Here is a 24,673-nt window from a genome sequence, read left to right on the forward strand (position 1 = left end):
CACGGAGTCAGCGACCGCCGTCACGGCGTCGCCGACTCGTCGCGACGTACCGATCTACCGATGTACCGCCCTCGTCGCCTTATTCTTCGAGCACCGTCGACCCCCGCCCGATCCGCGTCTGGTAGGCGCGGGCGTCGATGCCGGCGTCGGCGAAGGCGTCGAGCATCGCCGCGGCGACTCCCCGTCGGCGCCCGCCGCGGCAGACGGCGAGGATCGCGGGGCCGGCGCCGCTGACGGTGACCCCGGTCGCGCCGGCGTCGAAGGCGGCCGCGCGCACGTCGTCGTACCCGGTGATCAGGCGGGCGCGCTCCGGGGTGACGACGGGGTCGCTCATCCCGGCGCCCACGAGGTCGGGGTCGGAGCGACACATCCCGACCGCGAGGGTGGCGGCGTTGCCGACCGTCTCGACTAACGCGTCCATCGAGGCCGTCTCGGGGACGACCCGGCGCGCGTCGCGGGTCGAGACGGCGACGTCGGGGAGACAGACCACGAGCGGGATCGAGGCGTCGACGGCGTGGGTCCCCTCGCTCGTCGTCACCGTGAAGCCGCCGAGGATCGAGGGGGCGACGTTGTCCGAGTGTGCGACGCCGGAGACGACCGCCTCGCCCTCGGCCGCGATCGGAACCAGCTCCGACCGAGAGTACCCCCGGTCGTACAGCCGGTTGAGCGCGACGGCGGCGGCGGCGGCGCTGGCCGCCGAGGAGCCGAGCCCGGAGGCCGGGCGGACGCCCTTGTCGATGTGGATCCGCGCGGGCGCGTCGAGCGCCTCGACGACGGCGCCGACCGTGTTCTTCTCGGGGTCCTCGGGGATGTACTGCGCCCCGGCCCCGGTGACCTCGATCGTCGTCTCTGCCGCCTTCTCGACGGTGACGACGTCCGCCGGCCGCGTGAGGGCCGCGCCGAACACGTCGAACCCGCTGCCGAGGTTCGCGCTCGTGGCGGGTGCCCGTACCGTAACCATGGCGGTGAGTGTCGCTCGGGGTGCAAAAAGAGGCGGGATCGAGCAACGGCACGGCGAGGCGCCCCGGCGGTGTGTGAGACGAGAGGCCAGCGCTGTCGGAGCAGCGGAACGCGCGCGGGGTCGGGGGCGGCGGAAGCGAGAGACGAAGGCGACAGAAATGCGAGTGAGGGGCGACAGAAACGGGATGAGAGAGCGACAGAAACGGGAGTGAGGGGGCGGGAGAAAACGGAGGCGCAGTCGGAACCGCGTCAGTTCCCGGCCATCGTCCACAGCAGCGCGCCGATCAGGATCAGCGGAATGCCCCCGAGGATGTACACCTGCGGCATCGTCGTGTACGGGGCGACCAGGAAGATCGTCCCGAAGCCGGCGAAGACGGACGCGATCACCTTCTGGGACTTCAGGGGCGCGGTCGCCAGCAGCGAGACGATGAACCCGAGCAGTATGACGTGCCCGAGGTGGTAATCGAGCAGGAACGTGTCGATGAACAGCGGCGAGAGCATTCTTGTCTGAACGTGCGAGGGATTCGCGCATTAAAGTTCCGTTTCGCGCGGGACGGACGGGGAGTCGCCGCCGGGATCGACGACCCCGAGGCCGATCGGGACTCCCGACTCGCCGCGCGTCCTCCCGGTCCCGCCGCTCCGGTCACCGTCTCTTATAAGTCGTGCCGGCGAGACGACCGACCGTGCGACTCGTTCAGGTCATGATCCCGGCGGGGAAGCGCGCCGCCGTGATCCGCGCGCTCGACGACGAGGGCGTCGACTACGTCGTCACCGACGAGACGAGCGGCCGCGAGTACACCGCGGTCGCGACGTTCCCGCTCCCGACCGCCGCCGTCGAGCCGGTGCTCGAACGGCTCCGGGAGGCGGGTATCGACGAGAGCACCTACACCGTTATCGTCGCGGCCGAGACGGTGATCTCCCGCCGGTTCGAGGCGCTCGAAGACAAGTACGAAGCGGAGGCCGAACGCGGCGGCGACCGGATCTCCCGGGAGGAGCTACAGGCGAAGGCCGACGACCTCGCCTCCGGGCTCCGGACGTACGTCCTGATGACCGTCATCTCGGCCGTGATCGCGACCGCCGGGCTCCTGCTCGACTCGCCGGCGACGGTGGTCGGCTCGATGGTGATCGCCCCCCTGATCGGGCCGGCGATGTCGGCCGCGATCGGCACGGTCGTCGACGACGAGGACATGTTCCGGCGCGGCGTTCGGATGCAGGTTCTCGGCGTCGCGGTCGCGGTCGCGGCCGCGACCCTGTTCGCGCTCGCCCTGCAGTGGCTCGCGCTCGTCCCGCCCGGGCTCAACCCGCTCGAGCTCGCGGAGGTCGGCGAGCGGCTCGCGCCCAACGTTCTGGTGCTCGTCGTGGCGATCGGCGCCGGCGTCGCCGGGATCGTCTCGCTGATGACGGGCGTTTCCGCGACGCTCGTCGGCGTGATGATCGCGGTGGCGCTCATCCCGCCCGCGGCCGCCGTCGGGATCGGGATCGCCTTCCAGATCCCCCGGCTGGTGCTCGGTGCCGGCGTGATCGTCGCGGTGAACGTCCTCTCGATCAACCTCTCCGCGCTGGTCGTGCTCTGGTACGAGGGGTACCGCCCGCAGCGCTGGTTCCGCGAGGACGAGGCGCGCGCGGCGTTCCTGAAGCGAGCGGCCGTGCTCGCGGCCGCCATCGCGCTGCTCTCGGTGTTCCTCGGCGGCGTCACCTACGAGTCGTACGTCGCCTCGACCACCGAGGCCGACATCCGGAGCGCCGCCGGCGACGAGCTCGCCGCGCTCGACTCCGGTCTCGAACTGCTGGAACTGGAGGTCGAGCGCACCGGGACGGTCCCGCCGCTCACCACCGAGCGCGTGGTCGTCACCGTGGGAGCGCCGCCCGGCGGCGTCGAGGGCGTGGCCGACGCCCTCGACCGCCGGATCGAGGCGACCACCGGGACCGAGGTGCGCGTCGAGGTGCGCCTCGTGACCATCGACCGGGCTTGACACGCGGCTGACCGGGCTTGACACGCGGCCGACAGCGCCCGAGACGCGGCCGGCCCGAGGCGTCGCTTCGATGGTGCCGGTGTGACAACTGAAACGATCTAAGCGGCCTTTTTGAACACGTCTTCCAACTTTTCAGATATCCTTGCTGTACCCGGCGTTTTACACACGCATGGCGAAAGAGGAACTACTTTTTATCCCGCCGACAGTGATCCGCCAGTGACTGACTCACAGCGACCCGACGACGATTCCATGCGCGAGGTCGTCGAGCGCTCCCGGAGCGGCGCCCCGGCGGTCGGCGAGGCCGTCCGAGACCGCTTCTCGTCCGACGAGGTGTTCCAGCGGATCATCGCGGCCGCGGACGAGGAGGTGACCTCGGGGAGCCGCGAACTCTTCTTCAGCGGGCTCGCCGCCGGGCTGGCGATCACGATCACGTTCATGCTGTACGCGTCGCTGACGGCGGCGACCGGCCGAAACCCCATTCTGAGCGTGCTTCTCTACCCCCTCGGGTTCATCTACATCATCATCGGCGGCTACCAGCTGTACACCGAGAACACCCTGCCGCCGGTGGCGCTGACGTTGGAGCGGCTCGCGAGCGTCCCGACGCTGCTGCGTCACTGGACGATCGTGCTCGCGGGCAACTTCGTCGGCGGCGGTATCGGCGCGCTCGTGCTGTCGTACGGCGGCGTCTTCACGGGCGACACCGTCGACGTGGCGCGGTACATCTCCGAGGGCGGGTTCAAAGTCGGCGCCGTCCCGCTGTTCTTCAAGGCCGCGATGGCGGGGCTGATCGTCGCCGGCGTCGTCTGGGTCGGCTTCGCCTCGACCGACTCCGTGAGCCGGATGCTCGTCGTCTACCTCGCCTTCCTCGCGATCCCGCTCGGCGACCTGTTCCACGTCGTCGTCTCCTTCACCGAGGTGCTCTACCTGTTCTTCGAGTACAGCATCCCGCTGTACGGCGCTGAGATCAGCCTCTACTCGGGGATCGTCGGGTTCGTGATTCCGGTGTTGCTCGGGAACACCATCGGCGGGGTGGTGTTGGTGACGCTGGTGAACTACTTCCAGACCAGCGAGGAGCGTCTGGAGGAAGCGCGCTTCGAGGGGATGACCCGCCGGCTCACAGTGCCCGAGTGGGTGCTCGGTCGCGCCGCGGGCCGCTCCTACGTCCCGATCTTGGACGCGACGGAGGCGACGCTGTTCGCCAACGAGGGATACCGGATCATGGTCCCCATCACGAACCCGCGAACCGACGGCCCCGTCGTCGAACTCGCGAGCCGGCTCGCCAGCGACCACGAGGACGGGCTTGTCCACATCGTCCACGTCGTGCAGGCGCCGGAGCGGATGTCGCTGGCGGCGGGCGCCGGTCGCATCGCCGACGTCTCCGAGGAGGGGATGGCCGGACTCCGCGAGACCGCCGAGGAGTACGACGTCGACGTCTCCACCTCCACGGTCGTCTCGCACCGCTCCTTCGAGGAGGTGTTCAACATGGCCCGCCGGACTCGTCCCGACGCCGTGTTGATGGGGTGGGGCGAAGACCAGCTCTGGAGCGCGGCCCGCGCCGAGCGGCCGATCGACGAGCTGACCAACCAGCTCCCCTGCGACTTCCTCATCCTGAGCGAGAGCGACCTCGACACGTCCCGGATCCTGGTCCCGACTTCCGGGGGGCCGGACTCGGGGCTGGGCGCGGAGGTCGCGAGCGTGCTCTCCCGGACCGCGGGCGCAACGGTGAGCCTGCTCCACGTCGTCGACGGGCCCGAGAACCGCCCGGAGGGCGAAGAGTTCCTCACCGCGTGGGCCGCCGAAAACGGGCTCTCGGGCGCCGACCTGATCATCGACGACAGCGGCGACGTCGAGGACGCCATCGCCAGGGAGGCGGCGGACAACTCCCTCGTCATCATCGGCGCGACCGAGAAGGGGCTGCTCTCGCGGCTCGTCTCGAACTCGCTTCACCTCGACGTGGTCAACGACGTGGACTGCTCGCTGCTGCTCGCCGAGCGTCCCAGCCGGCGCACGATCCGCGAGCGCCTCTTCGGCTCCGGGCGACGGGTGTCCGGCCCGCCGGACGGCGGCGTGGAGCGCGACCCGGACGCGTCGAGCGGAGCGCAGATCGGCGACTCGGACCGGCGGAACGAGACAGACTCCGAGCTCGACGGCTCCGTTCCGGGAGACGACGAGAGCGACGACGGTGACAGAGACGCCGATAGCGGCGACGAGGCGGACGACGACTCGCTGCCGGAGCCCGCGGTGATCACGGACCACGACGACCCCGATGCTGACGCGGAAGCGGCGGACGACCGCGGGACGGACGGCGACGAAGACGACGAGGGCGACGACGCCGACGAGGGTCGCTCCGCCTGATCGCGGTCGTCGGATCGGCCGCGTCCGATAGCGCAAACGGCTCTTTGTCCTATCTGTGCCTTATTTGATGCTACCCGCCGACGCTCCGGGTATGAACCGAAAACTGGTAACTGCGATCGGCGTCACGCTGCTCGTCGCGCTCGCGGGCTGTACGGGGCTCGCCGGCTCGACGGGGGTCGGTGGCGTCGACGCGGGCGACGAACCGGCGCTCGAACGGAACATCGAAGTGGTCGCAGACGGCGAGGCCACGGCCGAACCGGACCGCGCGACGATCCGCGTCGCGGTGACCGCCACCGGCGACGACTCGGCGGCCGTCCGCGACGAGCTCGCCGCCGGCGACGAGGAGCTCCGCGCGGCGCTCACCGACTGGGGACTCGACGAGGACGACATCAAGACCGACCGGTACGACGTGCGGGAGTCCTACGAGACGCGCGACAACCCCGAACGGACGGAGTACCAGGGGGTTCACCGCTACGCGATCGAGATCGACGACGTGGACGCGGTCGGTGAGGTCATCGACGTCGCCGTCGACGCCGGCGCCGACGAGGTCCAGCGGATCGCGTTCGGACTCAGCGAGGAGCGAGAGCGCGAGGTCCGCGACGCCGCCATCGAGAACGCGATGGCGAGCGCCGAGGACGACGCCACCGTGCTCGCGAACTCCAGCGAGCTCGAGCTGGCCGGCGTCTACAGCGTCTCGACCGCCAACGCGGGCGTGACGCCGTACCGGGTGTCCGACGCCGCCATGGCGACCGAGAGCGACGGAGCGGGCGGCGCCGCCACCAGTATCGAGACGGGCGACGTGAGCGTGCGGGTCAGCGTCAACGTCGTCTACGTCGCCGAGCAGGCCTGACCGGGCACTCGCTCGGGAGTTTTTCTTAACTGAGAAGCGTCGACGGCGGAGCCGCGGCGACGACGCGCTGTGTCCGTCGTTACTCCTCGCCGTCGCGCGTCGGGAGGTCGGGCTCGAACGCGGCGGCCTCGACGGCCATGTCGAGCACGCGCTCGACGTTCTCGTCTTTGGTGACGCTCATCGTCGCGTCGACCGACTCCGCCTGCACCGCGTCGAAGCGGTCGTGTTTGTTCGCCACGGTGAGGAACGGGACCGCCTCGCCGAACAGCTCGCGGACCTCCTCGCGGAGTTCGAGCTGGACGCCGAGGGGGTAGCCGCAGTCGCCGGAGGGGTCAAGCACGAACACGACCACGTCAGCGAGGTGTTCGAGGGCGCTGACCGCCTGCCGCTCGATGTCGTTGCGCTCGTCGGCGGGCCGGTCGAGCAGGCCGGGGGTGTCGACGATCTGGTAGCGAATGTGGTCCCGCTCGAAGTGGCCGATCTGGACGCCCTTCGTGGTGAACGGGTACTCCGCGATCTGGTTCGAGGCGCGGGTGACCCGGTTGACGAACGACGACTTGCCGACGTTGGGGTAGCCCGCGACCACGATGGCGGGCTCGTCCGGCTTGACGTCCGGCAGCACCTTCAGCTGGTCCCGCGAGTCGCCGATGTACCGCAAGTCGTCCTCGATCTGGTCCATCACGTCGGCCATGCGCGCGAACGCCTGCTTCCGGTGTTTCCGCGCGGTGTCCACGTCGGAGTTGCGGATCTTCGTCGTGTACTCGTCGCGGAGGTCCTCGATCTGCCGGCTGGCCCACATCACCTGCGACAGCGCCTGCCGGAGCCGGTCGACGTCGACGATGGCGTCGGCGAGCTCGTAGTAGAACGGCTCCACGTCGAAGCCGAAGTCGGGCCACGACACCACGACGTTCTCCAGGTTGTCCGAGAGCACGTTGCCGGCGGTCCGCAGCATCGACTCCTGCGCCTCGTGTCCGTGTTTGGCGCGCCCCGCGCGCGCCGCCCGCGAGAACGCCTTGTCGACGAGTTCCTCCGAGCGGGGGGTCGTCGGGAGGCCCTCAAATATCATGTTGCCCGGACTTGACCGCCGACCCGTATAAGACCGTCCGTTCGGCGATCCCCGCGATACGGCGGCACACGGTCGGACGCGGCGGGTGGCGCCGCCGGCTCCCCGACGGGCACACCGATCGCGGTGGCCCCTGCCCGCCGACCGCGAACGACGATGAACGATCGTTATACTATTGGCTCATATTCCGAGTCATATTTATGCTTCAAAGGAATACGATCGGCCATGGCACGCTCGTTCACGCCCACGACGTACGAGGATCTCGACCCGGACCGTCGCCCGAGCTTGGCGGCGGCGCTGGTCCCGGTCCTCGCCATCGTGGCGTTCCTCGGCATCGGCTCGGCCGTCCTCGGACTGGACCCGCACCCGCCGCTCCTCTGGAGTATCGCCTTCGTCGGCGCGTTCGGGCTGTGGCTCGGCTACGACTGGGACGACCTCTTCGACGGCATCGCCAACGGCCTCGTGATGGGGCTGCAGGCGATCCTTATCATCTTCACCATCTACGGGCTGATCGCGACGTGGGTCAGCGCCGGCACGATCCCCAGCATGATGTACTACGGGCTGGAGGTCCTCTCGCCGACGACGTTCCTCCCCGCTGCCGCGGTCCTCGCGGCGATCGTCGCGTTCGCCATCGGTTCCTCGTGGACCACGGTCGGGACGCTCGGCGTCGCCTTCGTCGGCATCGGCGCGGGGCTCGGCGTCCCGGCACCGATGACGGTCGGGGCCGTCCTCTCTGGCGCGTACGCGGGCGACAAGCAGTCGCCGCTCTCCGACACCACGAACCTCGCGGCCGGCGTCACCAACACCGACCTGTACGGACACATCCGCCGGATGCGGACCGGCACCGCGATCGCCTTCGGTCTCGCGGTCCTCGGCTTCGCCGCGCTCGGTCTCCGCACGAGCGGCGACATCCCGGCCGGCGAGATCGCGGCGATCCAGGGCGGTCTCACCGAGACGTACGCGATCACCGTCGTCGCCTTCGTCCCGCTCGTCGTCACCTTCGGGCTGGCGCTGCGCGGGTACGCCGCGCTCCCGACGCTCGTCGCGGGCGTGTTCGCCGGCGCGCTCACGACGATCCTCCTCCAGGGGACCGGCTTCGTCGCCGCCTGGGAGATATTCATGTCCGGGACCGGGCCGGAGTCGGCCTCCACGACGGTGAACGAACTCCTCGATACGGGCGGACTCACCGGCTCCGCGTGGACGATCACGGTCGTCGTCGCCGCGCTCTCGCTCGGCGGCATCCTGGAGCGCACGGGCGTCCTCGCGGTGATCGCGCACGCGTTCACCTCCGCCGTGCGCAGTCCCGGCGCGCTCGTCGCGGGGACCGGCGTCTCGGCGATCCTCATCAACGCGCTCACCTCCCAGCAGTACATGAGCATCGTCCTTCCGGGCGTCACGCTCCGGAACACCTACGACGAGTTCGGCCTGGACACCGATCAGCTCTCACGCGCGGTCGAGGCCGCCGGGACCCCGACGGGCGCGCTGATCCCGTGGCACGCGGGCGCCGTGTTCATGGCGGGCGCCACCGACGTTCCGACCTTGGAGTACGCGCCGTACTTCCTGTTCGCGTTCCTCTCGCCGCTCGTGCTGTTCGCGATGGCCGCGACCGGCTACAGCCTGAACGCGACGCCGACCGACGCGGAGGTCGGCTCCGCGGCGACGGCGCCCGCGGCGACCGACGACGACTGACGGGTCGACGGCGGCGGTCGGCTGACGCATCGCCCCTGCTCTCGAGGGCCTACCTCTGCTCTCGAGGGCCTCGCTCTGACCACCCACTCGGGCGTGTACCGACCAGTCCCTCTAATATCGGGGGATTCCGTTGATTCGGTATGGAGCTTCAGTCCCCGCTTCTGCGGGAGGACACCCCGCGCGAGGTGGTGCGGTTCTATCTGCTCGACCACACCACGCCGATCGGGAAGGCGATCGACATCGCGCTGCTCTCGCTGAATCTCCTGTTCATCTTGGTGTTCGTCGTCGAGACCTATCCTCACACCGCGGCGACTGACGCGCTGCTGTGGCGTCTGGAGGTCGGTATCGCCGGCGTGTTTCTGGTCGAGTACGTCCTGCGACTCTACGGCGCGGAGGACCGCTTCGAAGAACTCACCAACCCCCACACGGTGATCGATCTGCTCTCGGTGCTTCCGACGCTGTCGGTGCTGCTGCTGCCGGGCCCCGTCACCTTCGAACTCGGGTTCCTCCGCGTGGCTCGGATCGTCCGGGTGCTCCGCTTCTACCGGTTCACCCAAGACGAGAAGTTCTTCTTCGGCACCGTCGAGGCGCAGACGCTCCGCGCCGGGGAGTTGGTGCTCACCATTTTCGTCCTGCTGTTCGCTACCGCAGGGATCTTTTATAGCGCCGAGCACGTCGTCAACCCCGGCGTTCGCACCTTCGGGGACGCCTTTTACTACACCGTCGTCTCGCTCACCACCGTCGGATTCGGTGACATTACGCCCGTCACGACCGGCGGTCGGTGGGTGACGGTAAGCGCTATCCTCGCCGGGATCCTCCTCATCCCCTGGCAGGCCGGGCGAATCGTCCGCGAGTGGACCTCCCGAGACAGGGTCGATGCCACCTGTCCGAACTGCGGGCTCAACCACCACGACGCCGACGCGTCCCACTGTAAGGCCTGCGGACACGTGATCTACCAGGAGTACGACGACAGCAGCTAGCAAACTGAACGGCTTCGACGCGCCCCCATCTTGGCGGTCGTCACCTCGGCAGCCGAAACGCGAGACTGTACATCCGACCGACCGATTCGGACCCGATCTCGCTCGCGAGACCACGGCTGGCCGCCGCCAGCGCGTCACCCGCCCCCTCGGGGCACTCCGCGGCCATGGAGACCGCCTCGTCGGCGTGGGCGGCGACGTGGCTCTCGGTCCACGGTACCGGCTCCAGAAGCGTCCGCTCCCGCTCGAACTCCCAGCCGCGCCCCGCGAAGAGCCGCCGCAGGAACGCCGCCGGGTAGAAGGTGAGCGCCGGACGGCCGCGAGCCAACTCCGACGCGGCGTTCTCGACGGCGAACAGCTCGCGAATCGCGGCGCCGTCCGGGAGCGGGTCGTAGTCGTCGACGACGAGCCGTGCACCGGCGGCCGCGACCCGCGAGAACTCCTCGGCGACCGCCGACAGCGCCGCGGGGTCGAGGACGTTACAGAGACCGTGTGCCGTGATCAGGTCGACGGAGTCGTCGGGGAGCGGGACCGCGCGGAGGTCGGCCTCCACCACCGCCAGCCGGTCGTCGCGGCTGTCGGTTCCGTCGTCGGTGTCATTGCTGTCGCCGCCCCCGCTGTCGTCGGTGTCGTCACCCACGTCACCCACGCGCCGCCGCGTCGTCCGCGCGTGCTCGCTGTCGTCGGTCACCGCGTACACCCGAGCGGCACCGTTCGCGAGCAGTCCGGCGGTCGCGTTCCCGGCGCCCGCACCGGCCTCCAGACAGCGCGTCCCGGCAACCTCCCGGTCGTCGAGCGCGGTCGCGACCGTCTCCGGCACGTTCATCGTCGCGCTCAGTGGTGCAGCTGTTCGGGAACCGGGCTCTCGTCGTGGCGCACCCGTTCGATCAGCGACCGCCGGGCGGCCTCGTCCATCCCGTCGTAGTCGGCGGCGGCCTCGAGGATCATGGTGACGAGCTTCGGATCGCCGGCGCTGACGACGCTGGTGAGCCCCTGTGCGGCGGCGAAGTCGAACCGCTCGCGGATCTCGTCCGGCGCGGTGACCGGTCGGTACCAGTTCGCGAACGGTCGGTCCGACTCGGGGAGCTCGTCGGTCGACGGCCACGTGCCGCCGGCGAACGCCTTGATCCCCAGCGTGCCGACGTTCCGCTCGTCGGCGCGGGCGAGCACCGCCTCGTAGTCGTGCTCGTCGTCGTCCTTCCCGGCGACGACGGGGTTCAGGGGGAACATCACCGACTCGAGGTCGTCGATGCGGTCGAGCGCGTCGAGGACGAGGTCCGGGTGGCCGTGGCTCGTCAGCCCGATGTGGTCGATCAGCCCCTGCTCTTTGGCTTCACGAAACGCCGCGAGCGCCCCGTCGTCGCCCGTGATCGCGTCGAGCTCCTCGTCGTACTCGAGCCCGTGGACCTGGTACAGGTCGATCGCGTCGACGCCGAGACGGTTCAGCGATCGGTCGAGCGTGCGCCACGCGCCCTCGTAGGTCCGCTCCTGTGTCTTACAGCCGAGGAATATCTCCTCGCGGTGTTGGCGGAGTTTCGGGCCGAGCTTCAGCTCCGCGTCGCCGTACGTCGGGGCCACGTCGACGTGGTTGACGCCGTAGTCGAGCACGTGCTCGACCAGCTGATTCGCGCCCTCCTGTTCGAGCCAGTTGAGCGCGATCGCACCGAACGTCATGACGGTGCTGTCGTGGCCGGTGTCGCCGAGCGAGCGGGTCTGCATGCGTACGCCATCACGCCGGCGCGGCATAACGGTTGTCGGCGGCGCGGGTCTCGATCGCGAGCGACGGGCGTCGACCGCGCTCCGGGCCTCACACCCCCTCGCTCTCGGACCGCGGTCCGGTAGGTTTACCGCCGTCGACGCCCCCTCGTCCGTACATGAGCCTCGAGGTCGCCGTCGCCGTGCCCTTCAAACAGCGAGCGACGGAGCGGCTGGGTGAGGGGGAGTTCGTCGTCGCGCTGTCGCTCGATCGGGACTGGTTCTCGCCGGATCAGGCGAAGCGGCTCGTCGATGTCGCGGTCGGGCGCGGGCTGGTGGCCGAGGAGGACGGCGACCTGGTCGCGCGGTTCGACCCCGCCGACGTGACCGTTCCAGAGGGGTTCACCCCCGACGAGTCGATCCTCCGGGAGCAGTCCACCTTCGAGACGGCGCTCGACGCGATCGTCGCCGCCGGCGTCGAGAAGCAGCGCGCGGTCGCGGGCATCAACGAGCGCCAGCGCTCGCTCGCGATCAGCATCGAGGCGGCCGCGGTCCTCTTCGCGAAGGAGCACGGCGCCGCCGTCGACCAGCTCGCGGCGGACGTCCGCGAGGAGCTGGCCGCCGCCGGCGACGCGGACGACACGCCGAGCGACGCGGACGCGGGGACCGGCGCGACGACCGGCGCCCCGGGGGCCGAGTGATGGTCGACGAGCGCCTGACCGACGGGGTCCGGATCGGCCAGCTGCTCGCCTCGGAGATCTCCGGCAACGAGGGGCGCCTGCGGGACCTCGCCCTGTCCGACGCCGACCCCGACGCCGAGCCGACGCCCGACGGGGCGCTCGCGTATAGGGTGGTTCGCGACGGCGGGAGCGCGGCGGACCTCGTCGCCGAGGCGTACGTCCAGCCCGACCGGCTCCGGGTCGAGTTCGTCGGCGGGGTCGGGAGAGACGACGGGAGCGACGCCACCGACATCCCCGAGGTCGTCGCCGACGCCGCCGGCGGTGAGGGGTTACGAGTCAGGCCGAAGGCGGTCCGTCCGCCCCGGACGCTGGTGTTCGTCGAGAACGGCGCCCAGGTGAAACGGGTGCTCCCGGTGTTCGAAGCGGTCGTCGACGCGGTCGCGAAAAGCGAGTAGCGGGGTGGGACGTCGACGCGGTTCTCGCGGTCGCCGTCAGTTGCTCTGTCCGCCGTCGCCGATGGCGACGTTGCGCGATCCCGACGCCGACGGGTCGTCGACCGACCCGCTGCGGACCTCGAACTTCCGGAGCAGCGCCCGGAGCCGCTCGGCCTGCTCGGCGACCGAACCGGCCTCGGCGGTCGCCTGCGACATCGCGGCGAGCTGCTCGTCGGCCGCCGCGCCGACCTCGTCGGCCTCGTCGGCGGTCGCCCGGCTGATCCCCGCGACCTCCTCGGCCATCGACACCGTCTCCTCCGTGCTCGCGGCCTGATCGTCGGTCGCCTTGCTGATCTCGCGGATCCCGTCGTCGGTCTCCGCGGCGTTGGCCGCCACCTCGGCGAACGCGTCGGCGGCGTCCCCGACCGCCTCGGCGCCCTCCTCCATGTGCTCTTCGGCGGTCCGGACCTCCCCGACGGTCGCCTGCGTCTGCGCCTGCGTCCCGGCGATGAGCTCCTCGATCTCCTGGGCCGCCTCCTGCGTCTCCTCGGCCAGCTGTTTCACCTCGTCGGCGACGACGGCGAACCCGTCGCTCCCGCCGCCGCTCCCGCCCGCCCGCGCCGCCTCGATGTTGGCGTTGAGCGCGAGCAGGTTCGTCTGCTCGGCGATGTCGCCGATGAGGTCGACGATCTCGCCGATATCCTCCATCCGCTCGTCGAGCACCCGCACCTTCTCCGCCGTCTCGCCGATCGCGTCCTGCGACTCCCGGACGCTGTCGATCGCCTCGCCGGCGGTGTCCTGCCCCTCGTCGGCGATCGAGGCCGTCTGCTGGGCCGCGTCGGCGACCGTCTCCGTCGAGGAAGCGACCTCCTCGATCGTCGCCGAGAGGTTGTTCATCTCGCCGGAGACCTGCTCTAACATCTCGCGCTGGTCGTCGGCCCCCTCCGCGATCTCCTCGATCGAGCGGCGAACGTCCTCGCTGCGCGCCTCGGCGGTTTCGACGCCCTCGACCGTCTTCCCGCTCGCCGTCGACACCTCGCCGGCGAACGACTGCACGTCGCGCATCGTCGCCTCGATGTCGTCCATCATCTGGTTGAACGCGGCGCCGATCTGCTCCATGGCCTCGCTCTCGCTTTCGGCGTCCAACCGGACCGTGAGATCGCCGTCGGCGGCGATATCCATCGTCGCGCTGTAGTCGTCGGCCTTCGTTTCGAGGTGTTGGTTCAGCCGTTCGACCTCTCGGCGGCGCTGTTCGACCTCCGCCTTCGCCTCCTCGACGTCTTGGATCTCCGACTTCTGCTCGGCGACGAGGTCGAGCTGCCGCTGCGCCTCCTCGCGGGACTTCTCGATGGAGTACCAGTTGATCATCAGCGCGCCCACGAGCCCGAGGACGAAGAACGCGTGAATGCCGCCCCAGATGACCGGGTTTTCGATCGCTGCGGAGTGGTTGTACACCAGACTGGAGTCGATCAGGCTGAACGCGCCGTGCCCGACCGCGACGTATCCGACGCCGACCGCGAACGGGAGCCAGTCCTCGTACAGCGCGAGCACCGCGACGAAGACGAAGAAGCTGAAGTGAGCCTCGATGTACCCCCCCGAGAGCTTGACGAGCGCCATCGAGACCGTCATGAGGCTAAACGCCGCGAGGACGGTCCGCGTCCGGCGCCCGAACCGCGACCAGTTCGCCAGCGCCGCCGTCCCGATGATGACGGCGGTGAACCCGCCGAGCATCCACGTCGGCGTCGCCGGGATCTGCGCACCGGTGATCGACTCGGTCCCGCTGTACAGCCCTAACGCGATGAGAAACGGTACCTGCACGAGGATCGACAGCAGGATGTTTCGGTGGCGCCCCGCCCACATCTCCTTCGGCATCGACGTGCCGTCAGGGACGTATCTGAGCACCTCTCTCACCTTCGCCACCGGCCCCGACGGGCCGCCTCCCGCGGCGGTCGACGGGCCGTAGCTCTCTCCGCTCGACCCGACCGTTGATTCAGCCATACTAAACGCTCGTCGTGCCGTTTAAAAGATTACACCCTCCGAATATTACCCCTGATACCGTCGCTCGCCGCTCGAACGCCGCTCCGGGCACAGATGAGTGGCCGGCCCCGCCTCGCGTCCACCTGAGCCGACGTATTTTATATCCCTCCGCACCCCGGTACGGCCGTGACGCTCGATCCGATCCACGTCGAGAACATCGCACAGCTCGCGTACGGCATCGCGGGCGACGTGGACACGACCGATCACGACGACCTCGCGGGGCGGGTGTGGCGCGACTGGCTCCCCGAGATCCGCCGCGACGGCCGGGTCGTGATCGAGCCCGTCGACGAGCACGAGCGCCGGCGGGCCCCCATCGACGACGCCGCGCTCACCGACCGCCCGTTCGAGACGGTCCACGGGCTCGACTCCGGCACGATCAACCCGACGACGTTCAAAAACGGGCTCGTCGTCGACGTGGCCCACGCCGCGATGGCGAGCGCGCCGAGCGACCTGGACCTCCACCGCGACCGGACGATCGTCGCGACCGTCCACGCCGGCGACTCGACCGCGAACTTCGACGGCGAGTGGCGCAAGCGCGACGACGGTCACACCCGTCAGCGCGTGCTTCACGCGCCGCGGGTGAACCGGTACGCGGAGGGCGTCGTCCACGCGCTCGCCCTATACCTCGCCGAGGGCACCCACGCGCTCGATCACGCCGACCGGGTCGACGACCTGCTCGTGTTGGACGGCCCGATCTACCCCAAAGAGCTGTTCACGTGGGACGACCGCAACCCCGAACTCGGCGCGCTCGCCCGGGAGGCGAAACCCCGCGCCGTGGTCGAGAAGTACGTCCGGCTCGTCGAGCGGTTCGTCGAGCGCGACGTGCCGCTCGCCGGCTTCGTGAAGAACCCCTCCAGCGGGACGATCGTCCGTGCGTTGGCCCGGAAGGGCGTCGAGCCGCCGTGGCCCGACGACACGGCGCTTTTCACCCGGCTCCTGGAGCGGCGCGAGGACGGCGGCGGGGGCGGCGGCGACTCCCCCGGCGACGCTCCCGGCGGCCGCCCCGCCCGCGTCGACGGCGAACTCACCTTCACCACGTGGTTCCGCAGCCGGGGCGGCGCCGACGCGACGATGGCCGCCGACGGTGACGCCCTCGGGATCGAGCGCGAGCTCGACCCGGAGCTGTACGAGCCGGCGTTCATGGTCGTGTACGACCCCCGGACCGACGTGACGTACAAGTTTGAGACGCCGTACGCGTTCGCCCGCGACGACTCGGTGCGCGAGCGGCTCACCCGGCAGGTCCTCGCCGACGTGGCGACCACCCGCGGGCCGCCCGAGGCGGTCGGCAAGGCCGACGAGCTGGCGCGGATCTCGGCGACGGAAAAGGCGGCGCTCCGGCGGAAGTTCGAGGAGCGCTTCGACAGCGACCAGCAGGCGACCTACGACGACCGGCGGTGGGGGAAGGAGCCGTACTGACCGACCCCGCGCTTCAGAGCGACTGCGCGAGCAACACGACGTAGATGACGGCGTTGTACACGCCGTGGGCCAGCCCCGGGACGAGCACGTTCTCCGTGTGTTCGTAGAGGACGCCGAGCACGACGCCGAGCACGACGACGACGGCGACGTAGGCCCACCGCTGCCCCGTCGTCCCGGAGACGGAGGGGAGGTGGACCAACCCGAACATGAGGCTCGCGAGCAGAATCGACGGGGTGGCGTCGAACGCCCGCCTGAGCCCGCCCTGCACGGCGCCGCGGAACAGCGCCTCTTCGACCGGTCCGACCACGAGCAGCGACACGGTGATCATCGCGAGGTAGTAGGTCACCGGGTCGCCCGCGGGGACCACCGCCTGGTTCTGGCCGGTCGTGAGCCCGACCTGATCGAGCGCGAACAGGGCGCCGTACTGGAACGCGAACAGGACGATCCCCCCGCCGAGGATGATCCCCGCCTCGCGGAGCGTCGGCCGCGAGACGCCGACGAGCCCGCGCTGGTCGGTGACCACGAGGTAGCCGCCGACCGCGGCGAGAAACCCGGCGAACTGCAGGAGGGTCTGTAACACCTGCAATCCGGTCGTCTCCTCGGCGACGAGCCCCAGCGAGACCGCGACCTGCGCGACCGGCGCGGTCACCGCGCTCGCGACGAGGAGGGCGAAGACGACCGCGAACGCGGCGCTGACGACGCGAAGAATCCGATTCACCGGCTCGGGAGGCGACTCGCTCATCGACGGCGATACGACTCGCGGCGGTTTATCGGCACCGGAAGGAAACGGTCCGCGACCGGGCGCCGCACCGCCGCCCTGCGCGCCGGCTCAGGAGCCGTCGATCCGCAGTTCGCGCTTGTCGGCCACGGCGTCGGCCTCGGGGAAGTCCCCGCCGCCGAGCAGCCCGCGGGCCGCCTTCTTCCCCCACTCGACCGCGGGCTGGGTGAACGTCGAGACGCTCGCGAGCTCGCCGTACAGCACGCAGGCGGCCTCCATCTCGTAGAGGAGCTCGCCGAGCTCCCGCTCGCCGACGCGGTCGATCTCGACGCGGAGGTTCGGCACGTCGGCGGCCGCGAGGCTCGCCTCGGTCGCCTCGAACTCGGCGTCGAGCAGGTCGCCGAGCGACGAGCCGCCGAGGTACGCCAGCCCGTCGAGGTCGGTCTCCGGGATTCCGGTCTCGGCGCGTTCGGTCGGCCGGATCAGCGAGACGAGCTTATCCGGCGGGCCGGCGCGGTACAGCTGAAGCTGCGAGTGCTGATCGGTGGCGCCGAGCGCGCGCGCCGGGGTCTGTCCGAGCCCGTCCTTGCCGAGGCTCTCCGCCCACAGCTGCGCGAACCACTCGGCGAACGTCTCCAGCGACTCCGCGTACGGCATCACGGCGTTGGTGAGCGCGCCGCGCTCGGCGAGCGCGTACGTCGCCGCGCCGTAGGCGTAGGCGGGCGTCTCGAACAGCGACGCCGACAGACTCTCCATCCCGTCGCGCCCGCCGGCGAGGACCGCTTCGATGTCGTGGCCCTGCAGCGCCGGCACCGCGAGCCCGACCGTCGAGAGCGCCGAGAACCGCCCCGGGACCCCGTCGGGCACGTCGAGCGCCGGGAGGTCGTGGGCGTCGGCGAGCGCGCGGAGGTTCCCCTCCTCGCCGGTCGTGACGAGGGTGCGCTCGGTCCAGTCGACGCCCGCCGCCTCCATCGCCTCGCGGACGACGAGGAAGTTCGCGAGCGTCTCCGCGGTCGTCCCGGACTTCGAGACGACGTTGACGACGGTCTCGTCGAGGGGGAGGTCGTCGAGGAGCGACGCGACCGCGTCCGGGTCGACGTTGTCGAGGAAGTACGCGTCCACGTCGCTTTCGAGGGCGTCCGCGAGCGTCGCCGCGCCGAGCGCGCTCCCGCCGATCCCGACCGTCAGGACCGCCTCGGGGCGGTCGAACCGGTCGGTCGCCGCGCGGATCGCGTCCGGGTCGGTCGTTTCCGGCAGGTTCAGTGCGGCGTAGCCGAACTCGTCGTCGGCCATGCCCGCGGTGATCCGCTCGTGGGCGTCCGCCACCCGCGAGTCGAGCCGCGTTAACGTTTCCTCCGTCACTCCCGGTGTCGTCTCTAAGGCGTTGCCGAGGTCGACGTGCATACCGGACGTGGGTGCGACCGGGACTTAAGAATGGGTCTCCGTCTCGGGGGCGACGCCGCGAACCCCCGCCGACTCACTGCGGCGGATTCGGCGGTCGGAGGTCGCGCTGGAACTCGTCGAACTGGTCGAGATCGTCGGGGAGTTCGTACTCGATCTCGCGTTCGTCCTGCCGGTCGGGGAGCCGCCCGTCCTCCAGTTCGTCGGCGGCGTCCTCCCAGCCGGGCTTCACGCGGACGCTCCGGGCGGGGGAGCCGACGACGACGTGGTGGTCGGGCACGTCGCCCTGCACGACCGAGCGCGAGCCGACGACGCTGTTCTCGCCGATCCGGCACCCCGCCCGGACCATTGCGTCGTAGGTGACGCGGGCGTCGTCCTCGACGATCGTGTGGAAGTTCCTGACCTCGGTCTGGTCGACGAGGTCGTGGTCGTGGCTGTAGAGGTGGACGCCGTCGGAGATCGACGCGCGGTCGCCGATCGTCAGCTGCCCGCGGTCGTCGAGGTGCACGTCGTCGTGGATCACGACGTTGTCGCCGATCTCGATGTTGTGGCCGTAGGTGACCGAGATCCCTTTGAAGAAGCGACAGTTGTCGCCGCACTCGGCGAACAGGTGGTTCCCGAGCATCTGGCGGAAGCGGAGCGCGAACTCGACGTTGTCGGCCATCGGCGTGGCGTCGAACTGGCGCCAGAGCCACTGGAGGTGTTTCGAGCGCTGGAACCGGTCCTCGTCCTTCTCGGCGTAGTACTCCGACTCCAGCGTGGCGTTACAGGGGTCGTACCCCTGCAGGCGCACGCGTTCGGCTTTCGACACCGACTCGCCGTTCTGCCACGCCTCCCAGCGCTCGCGGTCGCCGTGGAGATCGATCAGCGTGTCCCGGACGACCTCGCAGGTGTCCTCCGCCGAGGAGAGGCGCTCGTCCACCTCGTCGATGAACCCTCGGACCCCGGCCTCCGCACCGTCGGGGAGGGAGACGTGTCGCTTTGTCATCGTCGCACTTTCGGCGCCATCACTCAAAGGGATTCGGTTGTGCGAACGCGGCGCCCGATCCGGTCAGTACAGCTCGGCGTCGACGAACAGGCCGCCGAAGGCGACCGCGAAGGCGATCGCGACGATCGCGGCGGCCCCGGCCGTACCGAACGCGAGCAGCAGCGCGGCGACCGAGACGGCCGCGATGACGACGAGCAGTACGACGACGGCGTCGAGTCGGCGACGGAGGGCGTCGTCCATGGCCGCCCGATTGCAGACGAACGACGTAATATCCAACGACGTGGCGTGGAGGGGGGACGGTCACCGCCACGACCGCGTCGGTTTCCATCGATGCGAGATCGACCGCGCCCGATAAGTGTCCCGACCGCCAACCGCCGTGTATGCAACGGCGCGAACTCGGAAACTCGGGCGTCGAGGTCTCGGAGATCGGCTTCGGCGCGTGGGTCGTCGGCACCGACTGGTGGGGCGACCGCTCGGACGAACAGGCGGTCGGGATGGTCGAGGACGCGCTCGACGCGGGCGTCACCTACGTCGACACCGGCGACGTGTACGGCCACGGCGACAGCGAGGAGATCATCGGGAAGGCGATCGACGGTCGCCGCGACGAGGTAACGCTCGCGACGAAGATCGGCTACGACTTCTACAACAACCCGCAGGCGGGTCACGGCGAGCTCCCGAAGGAGCTCGACCGCGAGTACTTGGAGACCGCGTTCGAGCGCTCGCTCGACCGCCTCGACACGGACCACGTCGACCTGCTCCAGCTCCACAACGCCAACGTCGACGACGTTACCCCCGAAGTCCGGGACCTCCTCCGCGAGTGGAAGGAGTCGGGGCGCGTCCGCGCGCTCGGCTGGGCGCTCGGCCCCTCCATCGGCTGGCTCGCCGAGGGCGACGCCGCGATCGAGTACGAGGAGTTCGACGCGGTCCAGACCGTCTTCAACCTGTTCGAGCAACAGCCGGGCCGCCACTTCGTGGACGCGATCCGCGACTCCGACTCCGACACCTCGGTGATCGCCCGCGTCCCGCACTCCTCCGGCCTGCTCAACGAGCAGGTGACGCCCGACACGGTGCTTGAGGACGGCGACCACCGCTCGCACCGCCCGAAGGAGTGGTACGAGACGGGCTGGGAGAAGGTGGAGGCGATCCGCTTCCTCGAAGACCCCGACCACGCCGACGGGACGCGCACGATGTCGCAGGCCGCGATCCGCTGGCTCCTCGCGCACGACGAGGTCGCCTCCGTGACGCCGACGTTCCGCGACAGCGACGACATCGCGGAGTGGAGCGCGGCGAGCGAGGTGCCGCCCCTCTCCGACGCCGAGTACGACCGGGTCGACGAGCTGTACGCGCGCAACTTCGACATCGACCGCGACGACGGAATGGACGTGCTCCGGACCTCCGTCGACGGCGAGGATATCGAGGCCGCCGGCCTCGACAAGCGCGCCGCGTCGTACTGAACGGCCGACCCGCCTGTTTCTCGTCGAGATCGCACGACGAAGCGCCCTCGGTGCGCACAGTTTTCACTTTCACCGTGGCCTGACACTCGTCACCACGGCCCGTCGGTGCCATCGCTTGTTGGTGGCATCACTCGTCGTCGTCATTACGCTCCACGGCGTTCCCGAGGACGCGCTCACGGCGCGACCGGCGTCCCGCCGCAGCCTCGCGAGGGAGCGCTGTCGCTCGCGGTTTCGAAGTGGTGGCTCGGTGGAAAACCCTCATCACAAGGGGCTCAGTGGGGGTAACACGTCGTCATGGCCACCGTCTGCAGCGTGGCCGTCGTCGGGTATAAACCTCCCGCGATGGAGCGGCTCTGGCCGCCCCGGCTCACCGGGGCCGAGGTCACAACGCCGCGACGACCTCGTCCGCGAACGTCTCCATCGCCGCCTCCGGGTCGTCGCCGCGCAGGCCGACGATGACGTGATCGACCCCGATCTCGTCGAGCCGGCGGAAGTACTCTCGGAACCACTCGGCCCCGGCGCGATAGCCGAGGTGGAGGTGGTCCGGCTCCGCGCTCGGGTCGTCGGCGAACTCGACGCCCACGGCGATGGCGAACGGTTTCTCGCCCGCCAGCTCGCGCCACTCCGCGACGTAGCTCCGGAGCGTCTCGTCCGGGAGGTGGTAGAACAGCCAGCCGTCGCCGTGGTCGGCGATCCACTCGGTCGACTGTCGCGCGTTGCCCGTGGGCAACACCGGGAGCGTCTCCGTTGTCGGCTTCGGGAGCACGTCGAGGTCGCCGTCGAGAGCGCCCCACTCGCCGTCGATCTCCGGGAACGTCTCGCGCCAGCACGCGCGCATCGCCGCGATCCGGTCGCGGACCATCTCGCCCCGTCGCTCGAGGTCGACGCCGAACGCCGAGTACTCGGGATCGCGGTCCCCGGAGGCGACCCCAAGCACGACTCGCCCGTCCGAGAGTCGGTCGACGCTCGCGGCCGATTTCGCGAGGTGGATCGGGTGTCGGAGCGGGAGGACGACGCTCGACGTCCCCAGCGCGACCTCGTCCGTCCGCGCGGCCACGTGCGAGAGCAGCGTCCACGGGTCGAACGCCCCGCCGGCGTCGCCGAACCGCGGCCAGTAGGTCGGCACGTCCCGCGCCCAGAGCCCGTCGAACCCGAGGGCCTCGGCGCGCTCCGCGAGCCGAGCCTCCGCCGCGGGATCAGGGGTTTCGCGCCGCGTGCCGGTTAGCGGAAATCCGAGCCCGAACGTCAGTTCGTCGTCGCCGAACAGCCGTCGGAAGCCGGCGTTCGCGTGGGCGGGGCGCTCCGTCGCGTCGGAGTCGGTCATTGGTTCATCTCCTCGCCGGTGCCGTATCGCTGCTGCGATCGCTGTTCCGGTCGCTGCGCGAGCCCGGCGACGATGCCCGCCTCAACCGCGACGGTCCCGCCGGCGGCGAACGTGGCCGGGTCCCCTGACGACGCGAGCTGCCCGCCGCCGAACGTCACCGCGGCGAGCCTCCACGCGAACGGCCAGCTCCTGCTCATGGCGTCGCCACGCGTGGGTGCGGGATGAAAGCGGGGGACTCAGTCGCTGCGGGCGACCCGGCTCCCGACGCGTTCGCGATCGGTCCGGATCCGCTCGGCGAGCTCTGCGATCTGGGCCAACACGGGGTACCGCGGCCCGTCGGTCGGCCCGTACAGGTACTCGTGGAAGGACTGGTGATCCGCCCCTCCGCCCGTGGCGTCGACGGCCATCGGCGGGTCGTCGAGGTCGCGTTGGCGCTCGCCGGCCGCCTCGTTGCAGTCGGCCTCGAGTTCGTCGAGGCGGTGCCAGATGTCGATCGCGGCGTCCGTCCGGTCCCCCTCCACGCTGTCGAGGTGTTCGAGGAGCCGGCGGCGGCGCCGATCGACGCGATTCAGGTCGGTCTCGTACCGGGACAGCGCGTCGATCTCCGCGTCGATCGCGTCCGCCAGCGACGACCGGGCGTCGGCCGCCTGCCGGCTGCGCCGCACCAGCGCCGACTGCGCCCCGGACGAGAGCGTGCCGTTGGAGGCCAGCGCGGTGGCCGTGTCCGGCCCCAACTCGGCGGCGAGGCTCTCGGGGATCGTCTCGTCGTACTCCTCTCTGTAGTGAGGCAGCGACATCACGGTGTCCCGGTACGCCGCGAGCACGCGCCGGAGCCTGATGTCGTCGGTCCCGCCCCGCCCGTCGGCCGCGGGGACCGTGCGGACCGCGGCCGTGGGCCCGTCGAACGACGTGGCGGTCGACGAGGCGGGCGCGGGGTCGAGCCCGGAGACGCGGTCCGCGAACTCCTCGAAGGCGGCGCGCTCGTCGAGGACCCGCCGCCGCTCGCCGCGGCACTCGGCCTTGGCGTCGCGGACGTACGCCAGGGCGGCGAACGCGACGACGCCCGCGACGACCAGCGCGGTGACGACGCCGGGATCGGTCGCGATCGCGGCGAGGTCACAGGAGAGGGTCGAACACTCCGCAGTCGCCGGATCCGTGCCCTGAACCCGAAAGACCCCCGCCGCTCCGTGTCTCACGCTCATTGTATACGCTAACACGTCACACGTACAAAGCGCTTATGGCGGGCCTCGGTCCCCGACACGGCGATTCCCGGAGCCGGGGGATCACGACCGTCTCGGTGACGGCGGCGGGGTCGTCGGCGATCCGGCTACTCCACGACGCCGTCGTCGGTGATCACGGTGTCGATCATCCCGATCGGGGTCGCGTCGTAGCTCGGGTTCTCGATGGTCACGTCCTCGACGGGCTCGCGCATCACCTCGACGGCGTCGCGGAACTCGTTTTCGAACCGGAACTCCTCGATCCGCTTCGCGCCGGAGCCGACCGCGGTCACCGGCACGCCGAGCTCGTGGGCGGTGACGACGAGCGGGAACGTCCCGATGCGGTTGTAGTACGTCCCGCCGGTCATACACGTGATCCCGAGGAGGACGCGGTCGCAGTCGCGGAGGGCGTACCCCATCGCGCTGTCGACCACCATTCGGGTGTCGACCCGCGCGATGCCGGCGAGCACGCGGGCCGTCTTCCGGCCGAGGGTGCGCGGGCGCGCCTCCGTGACGTACACCGTCAGGTGGGCGCCGTCGCGGGCCGCGGCCTCGATCGACTCCAGCACCGTCGTCGAGTAGTCGTGGACCAGCAGGGTGTCGCCGTCCTCGATGTGCTCGGCCGCGTTGGCGGCGGCCTCCCCCTTCGCCGTCTCGATGTCCTCGACGACGCGGTGGATGGTCTCTTCGAGCCGCTGTTTGCCGCCCTCGACGCTCGTCGCCTCGCCAACGATCGAGCGCTCGACCTCGCGCATCGCGTTGTGGAGCGCGGCGTGGGAGGGGTTCGACCGCCGCAACACCCCCGCGTTGTGTTCGAGGTCGCGCTCGAACTCGTCGACCGTCACGTACTCGCGGTCGAGGAGATCTGCGAGCGACCGCGTCGCCTTCACGGCCACCGCCGACGTGCTGTGGGTCCGCATTGCCCGGATCTCGGCGACCGTCTCGTCGATCATATCGTAAGGGTCGTCGCCCCGATGCAAAGGGGTTCCGGGGTCTCGCCGGACGGCGAACGCGCCATCCCGATCGGCCAAGCTACGGGCGTATCGCGAAAACGGGCCGCACGGAAAAGCCGATTACCGCCGCGTCAGGCGTACTTCGCGACGACGTTGAGCACGTCGTCGAGCTCGTCGCCGTCGAGCGAGTAGCGCTCCTGAGCGAACACCGAGCGCAGCTCGGTGCGGTCCTCGGGAAGGAGGTCAGCGATCTTCACCGCGGTCGGCACGTCGATCTGATCGAGCTCGGTCAGCTCCTCGACCAGCTCTCTGGACTCCTCGGCGTCGAGGTGGGCGAAGCGGTTGACGTGCTCGATCGCGCGGGCGAGCTCGTAGCGCAGGTCGCGGTCCTCGTCGTCCGCGCGCTCCGCCTCGATATCCACGAGGATCTCCTTCGCCTCGGAGGTGGTGACGTACTCCTCGTCGAGCTTCTCTTTGAATATCGTCATC

At 70.2% G+C, this 24,673-nt stretch carries 24 protein-coding genes; 9 read left to right on the forward strand and 15 right to left on the reverse strand.

The features are described 5' to 3' along the window. Nucleotides 1–79: 79 nt before the first annotated feature. The gene (locus tag DJ69_RS04400) at nucleotides 80–961 is read right to left on the reverse strand and encodes a homoserine kinase (RefSeq protein ID WP_099254477.1); all 882 of its coding nucleotides are present in this window, start codon (nucleotides 959–961) and stop codon (nucleotides 80–82) included. A gap of 248 nt (nucleotides 962–1,209) precedes the next feature. Beyond that, nucleotides 1,210–1,461, reverse strand: a complete 252-nt coding sequence (locus DJ69_RS04405) for a hypothetical protein (protein ID WP_099254478.1) — start codon at nucleotides 1,459–1,461, stop codon at nucleotides 1,210–1,212. 200 nt (nucleotides 1,462–1,661) lie between these two features. Here DJ69_RS04405 and DJ69_RS04410 point away from each other — a divergent pair, with 200 nt between their 5' ends. The 3 genes from DJ69_RS04410 to DJ69_RS04420 all read left to right on the forward strand — a co-directional run bounded on the left by DJ69_RS04410 (nucleotide 1,662) and on the right by DJ69_RS04420 (nucleotide 6,138). Next, nucleotides 1,662–2,933 carry a TIGR00341 family protein gene (locus DJ69_RS04410; RefSeq protein ID WP_099254539.1) on the forward strand — a complete coding sequence of 424 codons (1,272 nt, stop codon included), beginning with the start codon at nucleotides 1,662–1,664 and terminating at the stop codon, nucleotides 2,931–2,933. 216 nt (nucleotides 2,934–3,149) lie between these two features. Beyond that, nucleotides 3,150–5,288 (forward strand): formate/nitrite transporter family protein, encoded by a 2,139-nt coding sequence (locus tag DJ69_RS04415; RefSeq protein WP_099254479.1) that lies wholly within the window; start codon nucleotides 3,150–3,152, stop codon nucleotides 5,286–5,288. A 91-nt stretch (nucleotides 5,289–5,379) separates the two neighbouring features. Beyond that, nucleotides 5,380–6,138: an SIMPL domain-containing protein gene (locus DJ69_RS04420; protein ID WP_099254480.1), complete on the forward strand. Its 759-nt coding sequence runs from the start codon at nucleotides 5,380–5,382 to the stop codon at nucleotides 6,136–6,138. 79 nt (nucleotides 6,139–6,217) lie between these two features. Here the strand turns inward: DJ69_RS04420 and DJ69_RS04425 are convergent, their stop codons facing one another. After that, nucleotides 6,218–7,204: an NOG1 family protein gene (locus DJ69_RS04425; RefSeq protein ID WP_099254481.1), complete on the reverse strand. Its 987-nt coding sequence runs from the start codon at nucleotides 7,202–7,204 to the stop codon at nucleotides 6,218–6,220. A 222-nt stretch (nucleotides 7,205–7,426) separates the two neighbouring features. On the opposite strand from DJ69_RS04425, the gene arcD reads away from it, so the two are divergent. Further along, nucleotides 7,427–8,890 carry an arginine/ornithine antiporter ArcD gene (arcD, locus tag DJ69_RS04430; RefSeq protein ID WP_099254482.1) on the forward strand — a complete coding sequence of 488 codons (1,464 nt, stop codon included), beginning with the start codon at nucleotides 7,427–7,429 and terminating at the stop codon, nucleotides 8,888–8,890. A 140-nt stretch (nucleotides 8,891–9,030) separates the two neighbouring features. Beyond that, nucleotides 9,031–9,870, forward strand: coding sequence for an ion transporter (locus tag DJ69_RS04435; RefSeq protein ID WP_099254483.1), 840 nt, complete (start codon nucleotides 9,031–9,033; stop codon nucleotides 9,868–9,870). 40 nt (nucleotides 9,871–9,910) lie between these two features. Here DJ69_RS04435 and DJ69_RS04440 read toward each other — a convergent pair whose 3' ends face one another. Together DJ69_RS04440 and DJ69_RS04445 are read right to left on the reverse strand one after the other, a co-directional pair. After that, complete coding sequence (locus DJ69_RS04440) at nucleotides 9,911–10,693, reverse strand: class I SAM-dependent methyltransferase (protein ID WP_099254484.1); 783 nt, start codon at nucleotides 10,691–10,693, stop codon at nucleotides 9,911–9,913. Nucleotides 10,694–10,701: 8 nt separating this feature from the next. Continuing rightward, the gene (locus DJ69_RS04445; RefSeq protein ID WP_099254485.1) at nucleotides 10,702–11,586 is read right to left on the reverse strand and encodes an aldo/keto reductase; all 885 of its coding nucleotides are present in this window, start codon (nucleotides 11,584–11,586) and stop codon (nucleotides 10,702–10,704) included. Nucleotides 11,587–11,741: 155 nt separating this feature from the next. Here DJ69_RS04445 and DJ69_RS04450 point away from each other — a divergent pair, with 155 nt between their 5' ends. Both DJ69_RS04450 and DJ69_RS04455 read left to right on the forward strand, forming a co-directional pair. Continuing rightward, complete coding sequence (locus tag DJ69_RS04450) at nucleotides 11,742–12,263, forward strand: DUF2240 family protein (protein WP_099254486.1); 522 nt, start codon at nucleotides 11,742–11,744, stop codon at nucleotides 12,261–12,263. Beyond that, entirely contained in the window at nucleotides 12,263–12,697 is a 435-nt protein-coding gene (locus tag DJ69_RS04455; protein ID WP_099254487.1) for a hypothetical protein, read from the forward strand. Before DJ69_RS04450 ends, DJ69_RS04455 begins: the two co-directional genes overlap by 1 nt. A gap of 36 nt (nucleotides 12,698–12,733) precedes the next feature. Here DJ69_RS04455 and DJ69_RS04460 read toward each other — a convergent pair whose 3' ends face one another. Then, on the reverse strand, nucleotides 12,734–14,674 hold the full coding sequence (locus DJ69_RS04460; protein WP_099254488.1) for a methyl-accepting chemotaxis protein: 1,941 nt from the start codon (nucleotides 14,672–14,674) through the stop codon (nucleotides 12,734–12,736). Nucleotides 14,675–14,839: 165 nt separating this feature from the next. Here DJ69_RS04460 and DJ69_RS04465 point away from each other — a divergent pair, with 165 nt between their 5' ends. Further along, a complete protein-coding gene (locus tag DJ69_RS04465; protein WP_099254489.1) occupies nucleotides 14,840–16,129 on the forward strand; it encodes a DNA double-strand break repair nuclease NurA in 1,290 nt (429 codons plus the stop codon). 13 nt (nucleotides 16,130–16,142) lie between these two features. On the opposite strand, the gene DJ69_RS04470 is transcribed toward DJ69_RS04465, so the two are convergent. The 4 genes from DJ69_RS04470 to DJ69_RS18230 all read right to left on the reverse strand — a co-directional run bounded on the left by DJ69_RS04470 (nucleotide 16,143) and on the right by DJ69_RS18230 (nucleotide 19,476). After that, nucleotides 16,143–16,871: a CPBP family intramembrane glutamic endopeptidase gene (locus DJ69_RS04470; RefSeq protein ID WP_099254490.1), complete on the reverse strand. Its 729-nt coding sequence runs from the start codon at nucleotides 16,869–16,871 to the stop codon at nucleotides 16,143–16,145. Between the two features lie 87 nt (nucleotides 16,872–16,958). Then, on the reverse strand, nucleotides 16,959–18,251 hold the full coding sequence (locus tag DJ69_RS04475) for a glucose-6-phosphate isomerase (RefSeq protein ID WP_099254491.1): 1,293 nt from the start codon (nucleotides 18,249–18,251) through the stop codon (nucleotides 16,959–16,961). Between the two features lie 73 nt (nucleotides 18,252–18,324). Further along, on the reverse strand, nucleotides 18,325–19,236 hold the full coding sequence (locus DJ69_RS04480) for an acyltransferase (RefSeq protein WP_099254492.1): 912 nt from the start codon (nucleotides 19,234–19,236) through the stop codon (nucleotides 18,325–18,327). A 63-nt stretch (nucleotides 19,237–19,299) separates the two neighbouring features. Then, nucleotides 19,300–19,476 carry a hypothetical protein gene (locus DJ69_RS18230; RefSeq protein ID WP_180271719.1) on the reverse strand — a complete coding sequence of 59 codons (177 nt, stop codon included), beginning with the start codon at nucleotides 19,474–19,476 and terminating at the stop codon, nucleotides 19,300–19,302. Between the two features lie 140 nt (nucleotides 19,477–19,616). Between DJ69_RS18230 and DJ69_RS04490 the strand changes: the two genes are divergently transcribed. After that, the gene (locus tag DJ69_RS04490; RefSeq protein WP_099254494.1) at nucleotides 19,617–20,690 is read left to right on the forward strand and encodes an aldo/keto reductase; all 1,074 of its coding nucleotides are present in this window, start codon (nucleotides 19,617–19,619) and stop codon (nucleotides 20,688–20,690) included. 382 nt (nucleotides 20,691–21,072) lie between these two features. Here the strand turns inward: DJ69_RS04490 and DJ69_RS04495 are convergent, their stop codons facing one another. The 5 genes from DJ69_RS04495 to DJ69_RS04515 form a co-directional block, all read right to left on the reverse strand. Next, on the reverse strand, nucleotides 21,073–22,014 hold the full coding sequence (locus DJ69_RS04495; RefSeq protein WP_099254495.1) for a TIGR03571 family LLM class oxidoreductase: 942 nt from the start codon (nucleotides 22,012–22,014) through the stop codon (nucleotides 21,073–21,075). Beyond that, nucleotides 22,011–22,211, reverse strand: coding sequence for a hypothetical protein (locus DJ69_RS04500; RefSeq protein ID WP_180271720.1), 201 nt, complete (start codon nucleotides 22,209–22,211; stop codon nucleotides 22,011–22,013). Before DJ69_RS04500 ends, DJ69_RS04495 begins: the two co-directional genes overlap by 4 nt. Nucleotides 22,212–22,250: 39 nt before the next feature. Further along, on the reverse strand, nucleotides 22,251–23,216 hold the full coding sequence (locus DJ69_RS04505; protein WP_099254496.1) for a DUF7260 family protein: 966 nt from the start codon (nucleotides 23,214–23,216) through the stop codon (nucleotides 22,251–22,253). Between the two features lie 125 nt (nucleotides 23,217–23,341). Beyond that, complete coding sequence (locus DJ69_RS04510) at nucleotides 23,342–24,184, reverse strand: translation initiation factor eIF-2B (protein WP_099254497.1); 843 nt, start codon at nucleotides 24,182–24,184, stop codon at nucleotides 23,342–23,344. Between the two features lie 131 nt (nucleotides 24,185–24,315). Then, complete coding sequence (locus DJ69_RS04515) at nucleotides 24,316–24,672, reverse strand: RNA polymerase Rpb4 family protein (RefSeq protein WP_004047019.1); 357 nt, start codon at nucleotides 24,670–24,672, stop codon at nucleotides 24,316–24,318. Nucleotide 24,673: the final 1 nt, after the last annotated feature.

This window comes from Halorubrum persicum (assembly GCF_002727125.1).
Taxonomy (GTDB): domain Archaea; phylum Halobacteriota; class Halobacteria; order Halobacteriales; family Haloferacaceae; genus Halorubrum; species Halorubrum persicum.